This is a genomic window from Synechococcus sp. HIMB2401, from assembly GCF_042883245.1.
In the GTDB taxonomy this organism is placed as follows: Bacteria; Cyanobacteriota; Cyanobacteriia; order PCC-6307; family Cyanobiaceae; genus Parasynechococcus.
The window spans coordinates 200,604-217,593 of sequence record NZ_JBDJKK010000001.1; the positions used below are offsets into that span (position 1 = coordinate 200,604).

Genomic DNA, 16,990 nt, shown 5'->3' on the forward strand with positions numbered 1-16,990 from the left:
ATTGGTGACAAGCCAGCTGCAGGTTCTCTTTGGATCCACGGAGTCAATCTTTAGAGATCCCGGTATTGCGTTTCAACGTGGTAGGCCCCAGCGGATGGTCGGCATGGGGATAAGGGGGGTGATGGTGGTCATGGCTGTGGTCTGAAGGGTGACTGTGGTCATGGCCAATCGGGATGCCGTCGGGTTGGCAGACACCCGTGCACTCCAGTTCGCAGAGCGTGCAGCTTTCCGCAAGGCCTTCCACGTGGTGGTGATGGCTTTCCTGGGCACGTCCCACGTCCTGTTCGAAGCCCAGCACCTGGGCGCGGTACTTGCAGAGTGAGCAGTTCATGGCGGTGTCTCCCCGCAGCACCTCCTCAACCCGTTCTTTGAAGGTGTCCACCACCAGGGTGTGGTCGCCCAGATAGCCCGCAGAGAGAAACTCCACCTCGGGATGATCAGCAGCTACCAGCTCGGTGTGTTGGCGGATTCGGCTCACCAGAACCCCTGAAAAGAGGAAATAGGGCACCACCACCACCCGGCGGAAGCCCAGCTTCACGGCGTGACGCAGGCCAGGTTCCACCAGGGGGAAGGTCACGCCCGAATACACCGTTTCTCCCCAGCCGAAACCAAATCCCTCCACCAACAGCCGGGTCACCTTGGCCACGTTGGAGTTGGCGTCTGGATCCGAGGAGCCTCGGCCCACCACCACGAGCAGGGTTTCGGCCAGGGGAACGTCGTGCTTCGCCGCATCCAGGCACTCCTGAACGCGAGCTCCGGCGGCCGACACCATCAACCGGTCCACCCCCAGCTCCCGGCCGTAATCGATCGGTAACCCCGTTTCGGCTGTGTACGTGTTCAGAACGGAGGGGATGTCGTTCTTGGCATGCCCCGCTGCGAAAAGCATGGCGGGAATGGCCAGCACCTTGGTGACGCCTTTCTCGCGGAGCGCTTCAAGACCATCCCGAAGGATGGGGCGGGCAAATTCCAGGTAGCCGTGTTCCACCGGCATCGGGGCCAGCCGAGGCCGCAGGGCGTCCACCATCTGGGCGAACTCTTCAACGGCCAGTCGGTTGCGACTCCCGTGGCCGCAGATCAGAACGCCAAGACGCTCGTTGCCGGTTTCCGCGTGCTGTTCGGCCAAAAGGTCGCTCTGCTGTTCCAATGGTTTGACGATATCGGTCGCATCGCAATGGATTCAGACCGTCCCGTTTTCTTCAATGCGCAGGCGGCTGATGCGAGGCGATCCGGTCTGGTCTCCCCTCGACCAGCGGAGTTGGCGGAGTTGATTCAGAACTGGTCGGGTCCCCGGCCGCTGCGTCTCTGTGGCGGGGGCACCACATCTCGGGCCGCCGTGGCCGACCACTGGACCCTGGATCTGCAAACCCATTTCCAACGTGTGGAGTGGCAACCCGCGGATCAGTCGGTCTGGATTGGAGCGGGCTGCCGCATGGGAGACGTGCTGGAGGCCTTGCTTCCCCACGGCCGAAGCGTGGCGGCTGGTTTGTCGGGTCTGCCTGGGCTTGGCTATGTGCTCACGGGTGGCATGGGACCGCTGAGCCGGCAGGTGGGGCTTGCTGTGGATCAAGTGCTCGAGATCCATGGGGTCTGGGGTGATGGCAGCCCCTTTGCCCTGTCTCGGGCTGCCGATGCCGGTTCGCTGGAGTGGAGAGGCCTCTGCGGTGCAGCCCCGTTTCTGGGGGTGGTGAGCGCGCTGCGCATGGCCACCCAGCCGCTCCTGCCGCTGTGGGTGGAGCAGTGCGTGGTGTCTCCGGATCAACTGCCTGAGCTCATGCTCCAGGCGGAAGCGTCAAACGCCAGCAACAGCCTGCAGTGGCATTGGGAGAGGGCTGACGCGGTGCAGTTGCTCCGGATTGCCGATGCCCCCTGGGCCGGTGCGCAGAAGATCGAAGGGTTGCACCAGCTCCCACCCTTGCGGGGATCGGCTCCGATGCCTTCGCGATCTCACACGGAGGTGGTTGGCTTGCTGGGGCCGGCAGCTGCTGAGCTCTGGGGGGTCGTGATGCCGGATTTATGCCGTTTGCTGCAGCATCGTCCTCATCCCTTCTGCAGCCTGGCCTGTCAGCAGCTGGGGGCGGCAACGCAACAGGTTGCCGCGGAGGCCAGCTCGTTCGTGCATCGCACTGCCGAGTGGAAGCCCTGGATCACCGCCGCCTGGACTCCGGGAAATGCTCCGGGCCAGAGACGCAGCCTTGCTTGGTTGGAGGAGGTCTGGCAGGTCCTTCAGTCGGTCTGCCCTGGTGTGCATCTGGCGCAGTTTCATGACCATCTGCCCTTTCATCACAAGGAGTTGGAGGCGGCGTTCGGTTCCTGGTTGCCCGAGTTGCGAAAGCTGAAACAGCGCTTGGATCCAGCAGGCACCCTGCCGACGCTCTGATTTACGGTCGCCCCTAATCGGCATCCTTTGATGGCCAAACGATCCAGCCCAACCCTGGTGAATCAGTGGTTGGCCAACCCCAGCAAAGATCTGCTCTCGGGTCTGGTGGTGGCTTTCGCGATGATTCCCGAGGCCATTGCCTTCTCGGGGATCGCTGGGGTGGACCCCAAGGTGGGCCTTTTCGGAGCCTTCTGCCTGTCGCTGACCATCGCCGTCGTGGGTGGTCGCATGGCCATGATCACCTCGGCCACGGGCTCCACGGCCCTGTTGATGACAGGCCTTGTGGCCACCGGTGAAGCCCGGGGGCCAGGCCTGGGGGTCCAGTACCTGATGGTGGCGGGGTTGGTGACGGGTCTGCTGCAGATCCTCTGGGGGTATCTGCGTCTTGCCTATCAGATGCGCTTTGTTCCCCAAGGGGTGCTGAGCGGCTTCGTTAATGCGCTGGCCTTGCTGATTTTTCAGGCCCAGCTGCCCCAGCTCGGTCTCAACCTTCACGCAGGAGATGGCGACCATGTGGCCTCATCGTTGCTCCCCCACGGTGGCCAGATCCCCGTCGTCTGGGGCTTGGTCCTGCTGGGCCTGGTGATCATCTATGGCCTTCCCCGGATCACCCGGGTGGTGCCTTCACAGCTGGTGGCCATCATTGTGCTGACCGCGATCAGTGTGGGATTCAGCTTTGACATCCCCACGGTCAGCAGCCTCGGCACCCTTCCTGCAGGTCTGCCTTCCTTCAGCCTTCCCTTCGGTCAAGGGGGCGTTCCTTTCAGCTTGGACACCCTTGGTTTGGTGCTCCCCACCGCCTTGGCCATCTCTTTGGTGGGTCTGATGGAAACCTTCCTGACCCAGGACATCCTCGACGACAAGACCGACACCACCACCAACAAAAACGTTGAGGCCCGGGGCCAAGGCATCGCCAACATCGTCTCCTCCCTCTTCGGTGGCATGGCCGGTTGTGCCCTGGTGGGTCAGTCCGTGATGAATGTGGACAACGGCGGCCGCACGCGACTGTCCACCCTGTTCTCGGGGGTGAGCCTGCTGGCGATGATCCTGCTGGCTGGGCCCTGGCTCAAGCAAATTCCGATGGCGGCTCTGGTGGCCGTGATGATCAGCATCGCTGTCAGCACCGCTGACATCAACGGTCTGCGCAACCTGCGTCGCATCCCCAAGAGCGACACCTCGGTGATGCTGATGACCTTTGCCGTCACCATGCTCACCACCCCGCACAACCTCGCCCTTGGCGTTTTGGCAGGCGTGGCGCTGGCAGGAATTCTTTTCAGCCGCAAGGTGGCCAAGGTGATTCAGGTGGAGGCCGTTGAGATCAGCGATCAGGAGCGGTTGTACCGGGTGCAGGGGCAGCTGTTTTTTGTGAGCAAGGTGTATTTCCTCCAGGGATTTGATCTTCACGACCATCCCGAGCGCATCACGATTGACCTCTCCCAAGCCCACATCTGGGACCAGAGCGGCGTGGCTGCACTGGATCAGGTCATCCGCAAATACCGCAGCGGTGGATCTGTTGTCAGCGTGATTGGCCTGAACGAGGAAAGCCTTGATCTGTTCGAGCGGATCGGTGGTCAGGAATCAGCCCATGCATGAGCCTCGGCTTGGTTGGCAAGACAGGCCATGAGGTCTTGGCGCATCGCCATGAGCCGCTGCTGGATCTGCACGTCCTCAGGGTTGGTCTCCACGTACCGCCCGGTGACGTCGTTGCTGATGCTCATCAACAGGCAAAGGGTTTGAACATCACCGCTAGCCCGCTGCTGAGCACTCTCTAGAAGGAAGCCCAACAGCGCCATCTTGTTGTTGTAGGTCCCACGGTCGTGCTCGTCACCCGCGACAGCAAAGGGAGTCGCGCTTCCAGCGATCAGTCCGGCCAAAAGGCAGGCCCAGACCTTCATTGCAGCCAGGCTGATTGCCGTGAACGTAGGTCGGATGTGGGGGATGTGCTGGGGATCTGGGAAAATCCCACCCGATCCGTACCAATGCTGATGTTCCGATCCAGTTCACGTGTTCTGATCGTTGCGTTGGCCGGGTTGTCCTCATTCCTGGCGTCCTGTGCCTCACTGGACAGCGCAGCTGGCTCGCGTCTGGATCTGGTCAAAGCGCGTGGTGAGGTGCTTTGTGGGGTGAGCGGCAAGATTCCAGGCTTCAGTTTTCTCAGTCCTGATGGTCGTTACACCGGCCTGGATGTCGACATCTGCCGTGCCATGGCTGCCGCTTTCGTTGGTGATGCCGAGAAGGTTCAATACCGGCCTTTAACCGCGCCCGAGCGGTTCACGGCCTTGCGATCGGGCGAGATCGATCTGTTGTCTCGCAACACCACCCACACCCTCAGCCGCGATGCGGTGGGGGGCAATGGGCTGCGCTTTGGACCTGTGGTCTTCCATGACGGACAGGGCTTGATGGTGAATGCCGTCAGCGGAGTGCGTTCGCTGGCTGACTTGAGCGGCAAGTCCATTTGCGTGGGATCGGGCACCACAACCGAGCAAAACCTCAACGACGCCTTTGCCTCCGAGGGGCTTCCCTACACACCGATCAAATATCAAGATCTCAATCAGGTGGTGGGCGGCTACCTCCAGGGGCGCTGTGCAGCCATGACGTCTGATCGCTCGCAACTGGCGGCGGCACGCTCAGGGTTCAGTGATCCCCAGGCGCATCTGATCCTCGAAGACCGGATCAGCAAAGAGCCTCTGGCTCCAGCTGTGGTGGGTGGGGATCAGCCCATGGGTGATGCCATGACCTGGGTGATCAACGCTCTGATCGAAGCCGAGGAACGGGGCATCACCCAAGCCAATGTTGATGTGGTGGTGAAGCAAGCCGCAGCTGATCCCTCCCAGACCGCTCTTCGGCGTTTCCTGGGGGTGGACCCAGGTCTGGGTCGCAAACTCGGACTCGCCGATGACTTTGTTGTTCAGGTGATCCGTGCCACCGGCAATTACGGCGAGATCTACAACCGCCATCTCGGACCCGACAGTGCCGTGGCGATTCCCCGGGGGGCGAACCGGCTGGCCGGTGAAGGTGGTTTGATGATTTCCCCACCGTTCACCTGATGCGGCAGCGTCGTCTCCTGGTTCAGGTTGCTGTCGCCGCCGTACTGCTGGGCCTTGTGGCTCTGCTGGTTAACAATCTGGCGGTCAACCTGATTCGAACGGGCTTGGGACTGGGTTTTGGCTGGCTGGGCCGACCCGCTGGTTTTGCTCTGGCGGAAACAGCTCTCCCCTATGCCCCATCCGATAGCTACCTCTGGGCCCTGACCATTGGTTGGCTGAACAGCCTCAAGGTGATCGCGGCTGGCCTGGTCTTGGCCACCGGCCTGGGTGTGGCTGCCGGTGCAGCCCGCGGGAGCAACAACCGTCTGCTGCGCAGCCTGGCCGGAAGCTACGTGGCCTTGATTCGTCAGATTCCTCTGCTGCTGCAGTTGCTGTTCTGGTATTTCGTTGCCTTCCTTGGCCTTCCCTCGGTGCCGATCGGTGGGTTGATCCGGCTTTCGAATCAGGGCATTCAGCTGTTGGGCCTGAACCTCAGCGTTGAATTTTGTACGGTTCTTGTGGGGCTCACGGTGTTCACGGGTGCATCGATTGCCGAGATCGTGCGCGGTGGCATCAATGCGGTGCCACGGGGCCAGTGGGAGGCCTTCCGCAGCCTTGGGCTTGGAGAAGGGCTTGGGCTGCGTCGGATTGTGTTGCCTCAGGCCCTGCCGGCGATTCTTCCTGCGCTCACGAGCCAGTACCTCAATCTCGCCAAGAACAGCACCCTGGCCATTGCCGTGGGCTACGCCGATCTCTATGCCGTCAGTGACACCACCATCACCCAAACCGGCCGCGCCATTGAGGGCTTCCTGCTGCTGTTGCTCAGCTTTTTGCTGCTGAATTTGTTGATCAGCGGGGGCATGGCTGCCTTGAACCGTGCCGTGCTGGGTCGTCTGAGCAGGAGCCGCTGATGAACCGTTGGTTGGATCGTGGGATCACCCTGCTGCTGCTGGCTCTGCTCGGATGGGCTGGCTGGTCCATGCTGCATTGGCTGCTGATGGCAGCCGACTGGTCTGTGGTGACCGCCAATCTGCCGCTGTATGCGGTGGGCAGTTTCCCTGCGGATCAACGCTGGCGTCCGTTGTCGTGGATGGCAGCACTGATCACGCTGACGCTGCTGACCCTCGTTGGTCCGAAGCGTGGCTGCGTTCGCCGTTGGTTGCCGTTGGTCTGGATCGCGATGGCGCCGCTGGGGCTCTGGCTGTTGGCTGGAGGTTTGGGTCTGCTGCCGGTGGGGACACGCAGTTGGGGTGGTCTGACGCTCACGCTGCTACTCACGGGAGGCAGTGGAGCTTTGGCGCTTCCGTTGGGGATCCTCCTGGCACTCGGCCGGCGCAGTGAGCTGCCGGTGCTGCGTTGGAGCAGCGCCGCCTACATCGAGTTGATGCGGGCTGTGCCCTTGATTGCGGTTCTGTTCTTTGGACAACTGCTGATCCCGTTGTTCCTGCCGCCAGGCCTTGAGATCAATCGGGTTCTGCGGGCGGTTGTGGCCTTCGCCTTGTTTGCAGCGGCCTACATCGCAGAGGATGTGCGCGGTGGTCTGCAGGCGATTCCGCCCACCCAGCGGGAAGCCGCAGCCGTGCTGGGGCTGTCGCCACGCCAAGTGCTGCAACTGGTGGTGCTGCCTCAGGCGCTACGGGTTGCACTTCCATCGCTCACCAATCAGGCGGTGGGTCTGCTGCAAAACACAAGCCTGATGGCCATTCTCGGTTTGGTGGAATTGCTCGGCATCAGCCGCAGCCTCTTGGCGAATCCGGCTTTCATCGGCCGCTATCTGGAGGTCTACCTCTGGCTTGCTGCGGTTTACTGGCTGGCGTGTACCGCCATGGCGCTGCTGGCCCGCCACCTGGAAGTTCAGCTTGACCCTGCCCGCTCCGCTTCATGACTGTCGCCATTCGTGCCACTGATCTGGTCAAGAGCTATTCCCAAGGGGTTCGAGCTCTCGATGGCGTCACCCTTGAGGTGAACAGCGGCGAAGTGCTGGTGGTGATGGGGCCTTCCGGCTCCGGCAAGAGCACGCTGATCCGTACGTTCAACGGTCTGGAGTCGTTGGATGGCGGCGCCTTGGATGTGCTGGGGGTTCGCTTGGACGCCACCCATGCAGAACGTCAGGTGCGGGAGATCCGCAAGCGCGTGGGGATGGTGTTTCAGCAGTTCAACCTTTTCCCTCACCTTTCCATCCTCGACAACATCACCCTTGCCCCGATCAAGGTGCAACAGCGTGGCAAGGCGGCTGCCGAGCAGCGGGCAATGGATCTCCTTGACCAGATGGGCATTCGCGAGCAGGCCCACAAGTACCCGGCGCAGCTCAGCGGTGGTCAGCAGCAGCGGGTGGCGATCGCCCGGGCTCTGGCCCTGGATCCTGAGGTGATGCTGTTCGATGAGCCCACCAGTGCCTTGGATCCGGAGCGGGTGAAGGAGGTGTTGGATGCGATGCGCCAGCTGGCGAAAGGCGGCATGACGATGGTGGTGGTCACCCACGAACTGGGCTTTGCCCGTGAGGTGGCGGATCGGGTGATGTTCATGGATCGGGGCCAGGTGGTGGAGACCTCCGATCCAGAGACCTTTTTCAGCAATGCCAGGGAGGAACGCAGCCGCAGGTTCCTCAATCAGATGCAGCACTGAACGGTTTGCCAAACCGTGTGACGTGCTTCAGGCCGATTGTCGTTCTCTCCAAGCCTCAGTGGGCTTTCGGCTGTGCTTGTCCTGCGTTGAATTTTTGCTGACCGTCCGAGGTGTCGACTGCTTGCCCTGCCAACGGAAGTAGGCCGTCACGCAGATCAGCCAAAACGCCACAAAAGCAAGGGTCAGCGCCAGTCCGTGCATCCGAAAGAAGGTCAGCACGACATGGATGGATAGGGCGACTGAGCCCCCCAACAGAAACGTATTGCTTAGGAACGAAGCGACGGTTGCCTTGAAGGATTTCAACTCTGTCGCGCCAATCCGGCTCACATTACCGAGCAACAATTGTGATGCCAGCCCCAGTGTGGTTGCCTCAGGGCCTCGGTTGCATCGTTGCGCAAAAAAAGCCCCTCCGGGTAGGGGAGGGGCTGTAGGGGATTCAGCTTGGGGTGATGGATCAGTTGATCACTCGTCAACCTGGTCGGCAGCTTCGCTGTGCTCCGCAGCTGCACCCGTAGGGATCAGACGGATGGCTTTCTTGCCGAGCTTGATTTCGAACTCGTCGCCGGGTTCGAGGTTCAGCATGGCGGTGTAAGCCTTGCCGATCAGCAGATTGCCATTGCCCTGAACTTTGGCTATGTAGCTCAGTTTGCGACCACCTTTGCCAATCGCAGCACCACCAATGCTCAGATTCACGCCCTTGGCCTCGAGCAGGGCCTCGTAGAACGCTGTGAAATTCAGGCGATCGCCACCATTTTTCTTGTCAGAGACGTATCCGCAAGCTCTCACCAGATCGGATTTGGAAACATCTCCAAGTTCTTTGACCTTGGCAAGCAGCTCAGAACCGGTCAGCATTTTAAATGCGTCTCAATGAATACATAGTTCCTAACTGGTTGGCTGGCTGGATGTCAATCAATCGAGCCGATATTGTCAAGGCTCAGTGCTTTGAAAGGTTTGTATCTAGGGATGCGTCTCTGTGGTCTGGCTTTTGAGACTGCCCTCCTGCGATGAAGCTTGCGGGCTGATGTTGAGGCGTCCTCAGTGGTTTAAACCTCAGCACTGTCTGAGGGTTCAGAAATGATCGTGTACTCGACACGATCATCATCAGAGCAGCAAAAATCCCCGTAGTAACGCTCGAGTTCATCGTAGGCAGCGTTGTAGCTGTCAAAGCGCAGCCTTGTCAGCTGATCCTCTGACTGATCACTGCGCACGATGCGATGGCGTGAAGCTGGTTGCATCAGCTGAATCCACGCGGCCAACCAAAAGTCAGATTAAGCCTGGGGCTGAGGCATCAGTCACCACAGCTTTCTAGGGTCGATTGATCTGATGGAGGTGTCCATTCTTCGGTTCTTGCTGGAGCTTGTGCCCTCCCTTCTGATTGGGTTCTGGGCTGGTCGTCGCCATGAAACCCTGTCCACTCGCTTGGCCGCACCGCTGGTGAGGTTCGGTGTGCCGATCAGTGTGATGGGCCTGCTGTTGAAGGGTGGCCTCAGCGGCGACATGTTGCAGGCCGCAGGCCTTGCGGTGTTTGCCATGGGTCTTGTTCTGCTGGGGGCCGCGCGCCTGCCGGGATTGGCTGAGCTGGCGTCTCCCACGCTGCGGCTTGGCAGTTGCACTGGAAACACGGCCTATTTCGGGGTTCCTCTCGCCCTGGCTTTCCTTCCCGATGAGGCTCTGCCCATCAGCATTGGCTACGACCTCGGGGCGACTCTGCTGGTCTGGAGCCTGGGACCGCTGCTGATCGAGGGGCAGGTGGATGGTCCCCAACGATTGCGAGGGTTGCTGAGCAGCGTTGCTGGGAGTCCGGCAACCCGCGGGCTCATCGGAGCTTTGCTGGTTCAGGCGACCCCATGGTCTGCATCGGTGGCCGATGCGCTGTGGTGGCCTTCGCGCTGCGTGATTGTGCTGGCTCTGATGGTGGTGGGCATGCGCCTGGGCAGCATTCATCGCCAGGGCATTGCGCCGGAGGCACGTCCTCTGCAGCTGCTGAAGCCACTGGTGGCCAAGCTGCTGCTCTACCCGTTGCTGCTTTGGCTTCTGGCGTCTCTGCTGCAGTTCAAGTCTTTGATGGTTCAGGCGGTTGCTCTGCAAGGAGCCGCGCCGACGGCAATCTCTCTTTTGCTCATCGCAGAATCAGTGGGTGCTGATCAGGAGCGGGCCGCAGGGCTGGTGTTTTGGAGCACCCTGCTGGCCTTGATCACAGCGCCTGCATGGGGTGTGCTGCTGCGATCTCAGTTCTGAAAACGGCGAAAGGTGAGGTTGATGCGGGTGCTCTGCACTTTGCGCCGCTGAGGAACACTGTGCATCCATCGGCTCTGACAGCCCGGGTGCATCACCAGAAGGTCACCATCGGCCAACGGCAGAGACATTTTTATGTGTGCAGTTTTGCGGTGGCGGAGCTGAAAATCCCGCGTTGCCCCGAGTGAAAGGGAGGCAATCGGAGCCCGCTGATCAATTTCCGGTTCGTCATCGGCGTGCCAACCCATGCGGTCATCGCCATGGCGATACCAATTCAGCAGGCATCCGTTGAAGTTGGTTTCACAGGCTTCATTCACCTGGTGCAGCAATGGCTTGAACCATGCAGGCCAGCCATCACCGGTGTGCATGGCACCGCTGTAGCGGTAGTGAATTCCTTCATTGGCAAGAAACACCGTCATTCGCGGGACCGGGTGGTGCTTGCCATAGACCTGAACCACGGGCTGCTCCCACTGAAGCTGGTGTTCAAGCTGTGTTTGCCAGTGCCTGGCAAGCTCTGGCTTCAGCCAACCCCCATACAGGGACCAGTCCGTTTCAGCTGCAGCTGGATGGATGGTCATTCGTGACGTCGGATGACGAGGTCGGTTCGTTCCCGAGACTGTCCCATACATTCGGTCGCATGGGAGCCCGAATAACCCAAGACGAATTCCTCAAGCGCGCCGTGCAGCGCTTCGGTGATCAATTCGATTACAGCTTGATCCGCTGGCGCAGTTACAAGAGTCCTGTTCAAATCCGTTGCAACGCCCATCCGGTTCAACCGATCACGATTACACCGGAAAAGCATCTGCAAACCCTGGGTGGATGCCGTCATTGCCTTCGCGAGAGACGCATCGCCTCGCTGGAGCGGGAACTCAATCGCAAATCCGCTGAGCGTCCAGATGCCATCGCTCAGGAGCCTTCGGCCAATCTGGAACCCACTCCGAAACGACACGGTTAAGGGGTGCTGCTGCAACCAAGCCTGATCAGGCCTTGAGGCTGACCCGCTGATAGCAGAACCAGAGCCACTGCTGGAACAGAAGGTTCCGGTGGGAGCGCCAGAGGGTCTGGGGTTGGGCCGCATCGAAATTTTCGGGCGGCGGAACATCTCCCCGGGCTCGGTCGCGTTCCATTTCTCCGAGGATCCGCCCCACGTTGTATTCGGGGTGGCCGAGGTGCATCAGCTGCCGCTGATCCGGTGTCTCGAAAATGGTGTAGCCCACCTGTTCGCCATGGGCGAGCAAGCGAAGACGTCCGTCCCGTTCGGCGGCTTCCATCGCGGCATCCGGCAGCCCGGCATGTCGGCTTTGGGGGCAGACGAAATGGTCGTCCTGGGTTCCCATCAATGGATGCCCCGGGACAAGGCTGCGCATCGGGTAGATCCCGAACAGCTTCTGCTGGAAGGCCACCTTGTCGACGCCCGAAAGGTAGGCGAGGGCGAAACCGGCCCAGCACAGTCCGAGGGTGCTGGCACAGGTGCTGCGCGCTTCCTCAATCAACTGGACCAGTTCGTTCCAGTAACTGACCTGTTCAAAGGGCAGGTGTTCCACGGGGGCACCGGTGATGATCAAGCCATCCAGAGGACCCTGGGACAAGGCTTCATCCCAGCTCACATAGAGCTGGTCGAGATGGTTCTGATCCCAGCTCTTGTAGGCGTGGGAGTTGAGGCGAATCCATATCGGTTCGATCTGCAGCACCGATAGGCCCAGCGGATGCAGCAGGTTGAACTCGTACTGCTTGCCCAGCGGCATGATGTTCAAGATGCCAATCCGCAGGGGCCGGATGTCCTGGCGTTCAGCCTGTTCGGGCTCAATCCAGGAAATCCGGTTGCGTTCAACCTCCGCGATTTTGTGGTAACTGCCAGGAAGGATCAGCGCCATGGAAGCTGGGACGTCATTCAGCTGAGAACGGCGAGGGCCTGTTCGAAGTCGGCCTTGATGTCGTCGATGTGCTCGAGTCCCACGGAGACCCGCACCATCGTGGGGGTCACGCCAGCCGAAGCTTGTTCCGCCTCACTGAGTTGTTGGTGTGTCGTGGACGCGGGGTGAATCACCAGCGTTTTGGCATCGCCCACGTTGGCGAGGTGGCTGGCCAGCTTGAGGCTGTCGATGAAGCGAACCGCATCGTCGTAGCCACCGTTGAGGGAGAACATCAGCATGCATCCCATGCCACGGCCTGTCAGGTATTTCTTCGCGGCAGCGTTGTAAGGATCACTGGCCAGACCGGGATAGCTCACATGGGCGATGGCGGGATGGTTCTGCAGCCAGGTGGCCAGCGCCATGGCGTTTTCGGTGTGGCGCTCAACGCGCAGGCTCAGGGTTTCCAGACCCTGCAGCAGCAGGAAGCTGTTGAACGGACTGACGGCCGGCCCCCAATCCCGCAGGCCCTCCACCCGGGCCCGCAGGGCGAAGGCGATGTTGCGGTCATCGGGCAAGCCAAGCATTTTGCAAACGTCACTGCCGAAGCCAAAGGCATCCCAGTGCACCAAGCCGTGATAAGCCGCGCTGGGCTGGCTCATCAATGGGAACTTGCCGTTGCCCCAGTTGAAGGTGCCGGCGTCCACGATCACGCCCCCCAGGCTGGTGCCGTGACCCCCGATCCACTTGGTCGCACTTTCAACGACCACATCAGCGCCGTGGTCAATTGGCCGCAGCAAAGCTCCACAGGCTCCCAGGGTGTTGTCGACGATTAAGGGAATACCTTTCTCTTTGGCAAGCGCTGAAAGACCCTCAAAGTCGGGGATGTTGAAGCGGGGATTTCCCATCGCTTCCACGTAGAGCGCCTTGGTGTTGTCGTCGATTTGCGCTGCAAAGCTCGCGACGTCGTCGCCTTCTGCAAAGCGCACGTCGATTCCCAAGCGAGGGAACTGCACCTTGAACTGGTTGTAGGTGCCGCCGTACAGGTAAGACGTTGAAACGAAGTTGTCTCCCGCCTGCATGCAGTTGGTGATCGCCAGGAACTGAGCCGACTGGCCTGAGGCTGTCGCCAGTGCGGCCACCCCGCCTTCAAGGGCGGCGACGCGTTTTTCAAACACGTCGGTGGTGGGGTTCATCAGGCGGGTGTAGATGTTCCCGAATTCCTTCAAACCGAAGAGGTTGGCTCCGTGTTCGGCGTCATTGAAGACGTAGGAGCTGGTCTGATAGATGGGAACCGCCCGCGCGTTGGTTGCACTATCCGGGGACTGCCCGGCGTGCAGCTGCAGGGTCTCGAAGCGGTGAGACATGGTCATCGGCGGGGCCACTGCCCCAGTTCTAGTCGTCAGAGAGCTCGGGTTTGTCGGTTTCCGCCAAAGAAGGGAATGTGTTGCGGATCACCTCTTGAATCTCGCGGTGCGCTTCGCTGCGGAATCCAGCCACGCCATCGGCGCTGAGCAGGGGATAGGTGCGATCACTTGCATCCACCTCGCGCAGATGCTTCCAGCGGTTGCTGCTGTCTTCTGCTTTCAGCGCAATCAGGGGCGCCTGGAAGTCGTAGGCCTTGGTGTTGCCGAGAGCAGCCACTTGGGCCGTGAGCTTTTCACGCACAGGGCTGAGGGCTTTGGCTTTCAACGTGTCGGGCAAGCCGAGCACGGGCTCGTAATGGTCGAGCAAACGGAGTTCAGCCTCCAGCAGCACCGGCCATGCTCCGCGCTCACCGTCGCCAAGGCCCATCCCCGCCTCGGCTTCGGTCATCGCATCGAGATGGAAGCGCAGCCAGCGGTAGTAAGTCTTGTCTTTGATTGATTTCTTGGCGGCGGCCCGTCCGGTCACAATCGCCGGCAGAGCTTTTTCGGCTTTGCGCAGGAACAGGCGATCCTCCCGTTCCAAATTCATGGCCCCCCAGCGCTGCCGGTATTCCCACAGCTCGACGTAGCGAGCCACATCAGCCTCGGACCAGCCGAGACCCTTCAGTTCATCACCGCGATGGGAGGTTTCCTTGGACACCCGCTTCCTGGATCACGCCAGGTCTCAGCGTAGGTGTCGATGCTCACCCGTTTGGTGATCTGCTGGCTGGGTTGGCCTGAAGATGCTGCTCAACCGTGATGCGCTGCGGTTGGTTGTAACCCACCGGCAGCCAAAGATCACCCGCCGCTGCATTGAAGTGGATCTCCCAGTGATACAGGCCGGTGTAGGCCGCAGGGTCCTCCTTCATCAGTGAGGCATAGAGCAGCACGGCGCGGCCGTAGTAATCGCTGTTGTTGTAGCCCCAGAGGCCGCGGCGAATGTCCTGCAGTCCGCCCCGCCTCACCAGGTAACGCGCTGCTGCCTGGATGGCGTCGTGGGGATCGCGGATGTTCCCGGCGCCAATGCCGGGTTCGGCCCAGGTGGTGGGCAGGAACTGCATCGGGCCCTGGGCATTGGCCACGGAGATGCCATCGATGCGTCCCATTCCGGTTTCCACGAGGTTCACGGCCGCCAGAACCTCCCATTCGATCCCCGTCGCCGCCTCGGCCTTGCGGTAATAGTTCAGCAGATTCGCCGCTGGTTCGGGCTGGATGATCCGCCAGGCGGGGAGCATCGTCGGTCCACGGCCGCGGCTCATGCGAACGAATTCACGCCGTGCTGCCAGGTGGCGTTCCGCCACGCTGCGCCAGCCCGGGGGTAACGCGTCAACGACCTGCTGAGATCTGGGTTGGTCCGTCGACAAGACCCGGTAGATCACCTGTTGTTGGTGGCCGAGATCGGGCAGGGCCTCGGCCGCTGTGGCGGGATCCCTCAGCGCCTGTTCAACGGCCGCCAGCAGTGTTGCCAGCTCGGCTGGCTCAGCGGGCACAAGGGGGTACTGCCGGCCATCTTTGGTTTTCGGTTGGCTGGCCTGGGCAGGAAGCAGCACAGGTGATTTCACCCCTGGCTCAGTCACCCCGGGCTTGCTGACAGCCTGCTTGGAGACAGCTTGCTTGGAAACAGCCGCTTCGGCTGCGGCCTGCGGCTGTTTTGGTCTCAGCCACAGCCCGCTCAGCAGGCTTGCCGTGATGGCTGAGACAACAAGCACATTGCGGCTGCGCATGGTGGGGCAGGGGCGCTGTGTTGACCCTACCGGTGCGGTTCAGGCGTCAAGAAAGGTGCTGCGGTCGTGAAAGTCGGCCTTGGGGCCGTGGCGGAGGGCCCAATGGCTCAGCCCCTCCTGTTCAAGGTCAATCACGGCTGTCAGTGCCAGGTCTGGGCAGACGTCTGGTGTCCACCAGGGCTCCAATGCAATACGGGCGTCGAGCCGCAGTTGGTGCAACCCACGTTGCAGCCGCACCGTTGGGGGTGTGCTCAGTTCCTGTTGCGTTTGTCCACTGCGATAGCCATCGAACCGATAGAGCGCCCAATCGCCATTGGCAGCCAGATTCACTTCCCAGTAACGCTGCTCCCCGGGGGCAGCGATGAAGGCTTCGAAGCAGGTGGTGGTCCAGAGCTCATTTTTGCGCTGCCCCTGTTGGGGCCCATCGTTCAGCCCTGCCGGCAGCTTCAGGACGCCAATGCCCTTGGCCGCGCGGGCCAGAACCCCATAGCTGAGTTCCAGCCAACCCTCGCGCCTCCACACCAGCTCAGCGCTGATCTGGACCCCAGCTGGAATGGACCGTTCAAAGGGAATCAGGCGGCAGGCCTGACGCAGCATCACGGCAGAACGCGCCATCTCAGAGGTTTGGACTTGGCTGCTGCTTCAGCCGCGCAACCAGTTGCTCCAGGGCGTTGAACTGCTGCTCCACCGCTTCGGTAAGTCGGAACTGCACCAGGGCCCGTTGCAGGTTGTGCCCAGGTCGATCGCAGCGGAAATACACATCGCCCTCCAGGTGATCCGTGAGAAAGCGCAGGCCAAGCTCCAGGGGGATTAGGCGGATGCAGTGGGGCAGATAGTGCAGATCCCAGTCACTCAGGAACCCACCAGCAACGGAGAGATAGCCCGTAAGGATCGCCTCACAGAGCTCCATGTCGAAGTTCACATCGTCGAGGCAGAGGGTTTCCTCTCCGGCTGGATTGCAGCAGGAGCGCACACAGTCGCCGATGTCGTAGTGAACAAGCCCCGGTTTGACGGTGTCCAGATCGATCAGACCGATCGCCTGGCCGCTGGCCTCATCGATCATCACGTTGTTGATCTTGGGGTCCCCATGGATGGGGCGGTGATGGAGTTCACCGCGGCTGAGCGCTGCTTCCAGCACATCGACGCCCTGACGACGTGCCTCGATGAACGCGCAGGCGTCACGTTCGGCAGGCCCAAGGCGGTCTGTGGCTTTGGCGACCGCATCGAAGTGTTGGAGGTAGGCCGGCGTGACGTGGAAATTCTCGAGGGTGTCCGCCAGTTGATTGATGGGCAGATCGCTGATCAGGTGGTGGAACATTCCCAGCCCGTAGCCCACTTCCTGGGCATGGGCACTGTCCCGGATGACATCGCTGGTGGTTGCTGCGTCGATGTACGTGATCGAGCGCCAGAACTCTCCGTTCTGTTCGATCCAGGGGGAGGCCTCTCGCCGACAGGGAACCACCCTGGGCACTTCCCAGCGCCGCCCCTTCAATTGTGGGGGTGGAGAGGCGAGACGGCGTTCCATGTGGTCGCCCAGGGCCTGCAGGTTCTGCATCACCAGGTCAGGCCGATCGAACACGTTTGTGTTCAGGCGTTGCATGACGAACGCGCCGTCCTGTCCCTCGTGGGTCACGAGGAACGTTTCGTTGACGTTGCCCGAACCAAGGGAACGGATGGCTTTGATCCCCTCACGAGGATGGAAGCGATCGGCGATGGCTTCCAGGGCCTCGGTCATAAACGGTCGCAT

At 61.1% G+C, this 16,990-nt stretch carries 19 protein-coding genes; 8 read left to right on the forward strand and 11 right to left on the reverse strand.

The genetic code is table 11. From position 1 onward, the window contains the following. Nucleotides 1–43: 43 nt before the first annotated feature. Nucleotides 44–1,123, reverse strand: coding sequence for a sirohydrochlorin chelatase (locus AAXE93_RS01235; RefSeq protein WP_390127454.1), 1,080 nt, complete (start codon nucleotides 1,121–1,123; stop codon nucleotides 44–46). Between AAXE93_RS01235 and AAXE93_RS01240 the strand changes: the two genes are divergently transcribed. Continuing rightward, complete coding sequence (locus tag AAXE93_RS01240; RefSeq protein WP_390127456.1) at nucleotides 1,064–2,377, forward strand: FAD-binding oxidoreductase; 1,314 nt, start codon at nucleotides 1,064–1,066, stop codon at nucleotides 2,375–2,377. The two genes, AAXE93_RS01235 and AAXE93_RS01240, sit on opposite strands and share 60 nt — an antisense overlap. Nucleotides 2,378–2,407: 30 nt before the next feature. Further along, nucleotides 2,408–3,970, forward strand: a complete 1,563-nt coding sequence (locus AAXE93_RS01245; RefSeq protein ID WP_390127458.1) for a SulP family inorganic anion transporter — start codon at nucleotides 2,408–2,410, stop codon at nucleotides 3,968–3,970. Here AAXE93_RS01245 and AAXE93_RS01250 read toward each other — a convergent pair. Then, entirely contained in the window at nucleotides 3,949–4,272 is a 324-nt protein-coding gene (locus AAXE93_RS01250; protein ID WP_390127460.1) for a hypothetical protein, read from the reverse strand. The genes AAXE93_RS01245 and AAXE93_RS01250 overlap by 22 nt on opposite strands. A 90-nt stretch (nucleotides 4,273–4,362) precedes the next feature. Here AAXE93_RS01250 and AAXE93_RS01255 point away from each other — a divergent pair, with 90 nt between their 5' ends. From AAXE93_RS01255 to AAXE93_RS01270, 4 genes are read left to right on the forward strand one after another with little or no spacing between them, the layout of a single operon-like run. Continuing rightward, entirely contained in the window at nucleotides 4,363–5,424 is a 1,062-nt protein-coding gene (locus tag AAXE93_RS01255) for an amino acid ABC transporter substrate-binding protein (RefSeq protein ID WP_390127462.1), read from the forward strand. Then, nucleotides 5,424–6,314, forward strand: coding sequence for an ABC transporter permease subunit (locus tag AAXE93_RS01260; RefSeq protein WP_390127464.1), 891 nt, complete (start codon nucleotides 5,424–5,426; stop codon nucleotides 6,312–6,314). The genes AAXE93_RS01255 and AAXE93_RS01260 overlap by 1 nt, the downstream gene beginning before the upstream one ends. After that, the gene (locus tag AAXE93_RS01265) at nucleotides 6,314–7,288 is read left to right on the forward strand and encodes an amino acid ABC transporter permease (RefSeq protein ID WP_390127466.1); all 975 of its coding nucleotides are present in this window, start codon (nucleotides 6,314–6,316) and stop codon (nucleotides 7,286–7,288) included. The genes AAXE93_RS01260 and AAXE93_RS01265 overlap by 1 nt, the downstream gene beginning before the upstream one ends. Continuing rightward, on the forward strand, nucleotides 7,285–8,028 hold the full coding sequence (locus AAXE93_RS01270) for an amino acid ABC transporter ATP-binding protein (protein WP_390127468.1): 744 nt from the start codon (nucleotides 7,285–7,287) through the stop codon (nucleotides 8,026–8,028). Before AAXE93_RS01265 ends, AAXE93_RS01270 begins: the two co-directional genes overlap by 4 nt. Before the next feature lie 27 nt (nucleotides 8,029–8,055). Here AAXE93_RS01270 and AAXE93_RS01275 read toward each other — a convergent pair whose 3' ends face one another. Both AAXE93_RS01275 and AAXE93_RS01280 read right to left on the reverse strand, forming a co-directional pair. Beyond that, nucleotides 8,056–8,331, reverse strand: a complete 276-nt coding sequence (locus tag AAXE93_RS01275) for a hypothetical protein (RefSeq protein WP_136975426.1) — start codon at nucleotides 8,329–8,331, stop codon at nucleotides 8,056–8,058. Nucleotides 8,332–8,490: 159 nt separating this feature from the next. After that, nucleotides 8,491–8,880 carry an AbrB family transcriptional regulator gene (locus AAXE93_RS01280; RefSeq protein WP_115132039.1) on the reverse strand — a complete coding sequence of 130 codons (390 nt, stop codon included), beginning with the start codon at nucleotides 8,878–8,880 and terminating at the stop codon, nucleotides 8,491–8,493. A 471-nt stretch (nucleotides 8,881–9,351) separates the two neighbouring features. Here AAXE93_RS01280 and AAXE93_RS01285 point away from each other — a divergent pair, with 471 nt between their 5' ends. Beyond that, a complete protein-coding gene (locus AAXE93_RS01285) occupies nucleotides 9,352–10,266 on the forward strand; it encodes an AEC family transporter (protein ID WP_115132038.1) in 915 nt (304 codons plus the stop codon). Here AAXE93_RS01285 and AAXE93_RS01290 read toward each other — a convergent pair. Continuing rightward, nucleotides 10,257–10,841, reverse strand: coding sequence for an alpha-ketoglutarate-dependent dioxygenase AlkB family protein (locus AAXE93_RS01290; RefSeq protein ID WP_390127471.1), 585 nt, complete (start codon nucleotides 10,839–10,841; stop codon nucleotides 10,257–10,259). The two genes, AAXE93_RS01285 and AAXE93_RS01290, sit on opposite strands and share 10 nt — an antisense overlap. A gap of 59 nt (nucleotides 10,842–10,900) precedes the next feature. Between AAXE93_RS01290 and AAXE93_RS01295 the strand changes: the two genes are divergently transcribed. After that, on the forward strand, nucleotides 10,901–11,218 hold the full coding sequence (locus tag AAXE93_RS01295; protein ID WP_115132036.1) for a hypothetical protein: 318 nt from the start codon (nucleotides 10,901–10,903) through the stop codon (nucleotides 11,216–11,218). 25 nt (nucleotides 11,219–11,243) lie between these two features. On the opposite strand, the gene AAXE93_RS01300 is transcribed toward AAXE93_RS01295, so the two are convergent. The 6 genes from AAXE93_RS01300 to AAXE93_RS01325 are packed head-to-tail and all read right to left on the reverse strand — an operon-like array spanning nucleotide 11,244 to nucleotide 16,990. After that, nucleotides 11,244–12,137 (reverse strand): homoserine O-succinyltransferase, encoded by an 894-nt coding sequence (locus AAXE93_RS01300; RefSeq protein WP_390127473.1) that lies wholly within the window; start codon nucleotides 12,135–12,137, stop codon nucleotides 11,244–11,246. A 17-nt stretch (nucleotides 12,138–12,154) separates the two neighbouring features. Then, complete coding sequence (locus tag AAXE93_RS01305) at nucleotides 12,155–13,480, reverse strand: O-acetylhomoserine aminocarboxypropyltransferase/cysteine synthase family protein (RefSeq protein ID WP_390128632.1); 1,326 nt, start codon at nucleotides 13,478–13,480, stop codon at nucleotides 12,155–12,157. Nucleotides 13,481–13,508: 28 nt separating this feature from the next. Then, the gene (locus AAXE93_RS01310; protein ID WP_390127475.1) at nucleotides 13,509–14,180 is read right to left on the reverse strand and encodes a hypothetical protein; all 672 of its coding nucleotides are present in this window, start codon (nucleotides 14,178–14,180) and stop codon (nucleotides 13,509–13,511) included. A 43-nt stretch (nucleotides 14,181–14,223) separates the two neighbouring features. Next, entirely contained in the window at nucleotides 14,224–15,243 is a 1,020-nt protein-coding gene (locus AAXE93_RS01315; RefSeq protein ID WP_390127477.1) for a transglycosylase SLT domain-containing protein, read from the reverse strand. Nucleotides 15,244–15,282: 39 nt separating this feature from the next. After that, nucleotides 15,283–15,858, reverse strand: a complete 576-nt coding sequence (locus AAXE93_RS01320; RefSeq protein WP_390127479.1) for a DOMON-like domain-containing protein — start codon at nucleotides 15,856–15,858, stop codon at nucleotides 15,283–15,285. A 1-nt stretch (nucleotide 15,859) separates the two neighbouring features. Further along, a complete protein-coding gene (locus AAXE93_RS01325) occupies nucleotides 15,860–16,990 on the reverse strand; it encodes a phosphotransferase enzyme family protein (protein ID WP_390127481.1) in 1,131 nt (376 codons plus the stop codon).

Coding starts and splice junctions, on each gene's coding strand:
- AAXE93_RS01305 (WP_390128632.1), bottom strand. CDS start 13,480: ATGTCTCACCGCTTCGAGACCCTGCAGCTGCACGCCGGGCAGTCCCCG.
- AAXE93_RS01315 (WP_390127477.1), bottom strand. CDS start 15,243: ATGCGCAGCCGCAATGTGCTTGTTGTCTCAGCCATCACGGCAAGCCTG.
- AAXE93_RS01265 (WP_390127466.1), top strand. CDS start 6,314: ATGAACCGTTGGTTGGATCGTGGGATCACCCTGCTGCTGCTGGCTCTG.
- AAXE93_RS01325 (WP_390127481.1), bottom strand. CDS start 16,990: ATGCGACCGTTTATGACCGAGGCCCTGGAAGCCATCGCCGATCGCTTC.
- AAXE93_RS01285 (WP_115132038.1), top strand. CDS start 9,352: ATGGAGGTGTCCATTCTTCGGTTCTTGCTGGAGCTTGTGCCCTCCCTT.
- AAXE93_RS01245 (WP_390127458.1), top strand. CDS start 2,408: ATGGCCAAACGATCCAGCCCAACCCTGGTGAATCAGTGGTTGGCCAAC.
- AAXE93_RS01300 (WP_390127473.1), bottom strand. CDS start 12,137: ATGGCGCTGATCCTTCCTGGCAGTTACCACAAAATCGCGGAGGTTGAA.
- AAXE93_RS01295 (WP_115132036.1), top strand. CDS start 10,901: ATGGGAGCCCGAATAACCCAAGACGAATTCCTCAAGCGCGCCGTGCAG.
- AAXE93_RS01260 (WP_390127464.1), top strand. CDS start 5,424: ATGCGGCAGCGTCGTCTCCTGGTTCAGGTTGCTGTCGCCGCCGTACTG.
- AAXE93_RS01255 (WP_390127462.1), top strand. CDS start 4,363: ATGTTCCGATCCAGTTCACGTGTTCTGATCGTTGCGTTGGCCGGGTTG.
- AAXE93_RS01250 (WP_390127460.1), bottom strand. CDS start 4,272: ATGAAGGTCTGGGCCTGCCTTTTGGCCGGACTGATCGCTGGAAGCGCG.
- AAXE93_RS01320 (WP_390127479.1), bottom strand. CDS start 15,858: ATGGCGCGTTCTGCCGTGATGCTGCGTCAGGCCTGCCGCCTGATTCCC.
- AAXE93_RS01270 (WP_390127468.1), top strand. CDS start 7,285: ATGACTGTCGCCATTCGTGCCACTGATCTGGTCAAGAGCTATTCCCAA.
- AAXE93_RS01280 (WP_115132039.1), bottom strand. CDS start 8,880: ATGCTGACCGGTTCTGAGCTGCTTGCCAAGGTCAAAGAACTTGGAGAT.
- AAXE93_RS01290 (WP_390127471.1), bottom strand. CDS start 10,841: ATGACCATCCATCCAGCTGCAGCTGAAACGGACTGGTCCCTGTATGGG.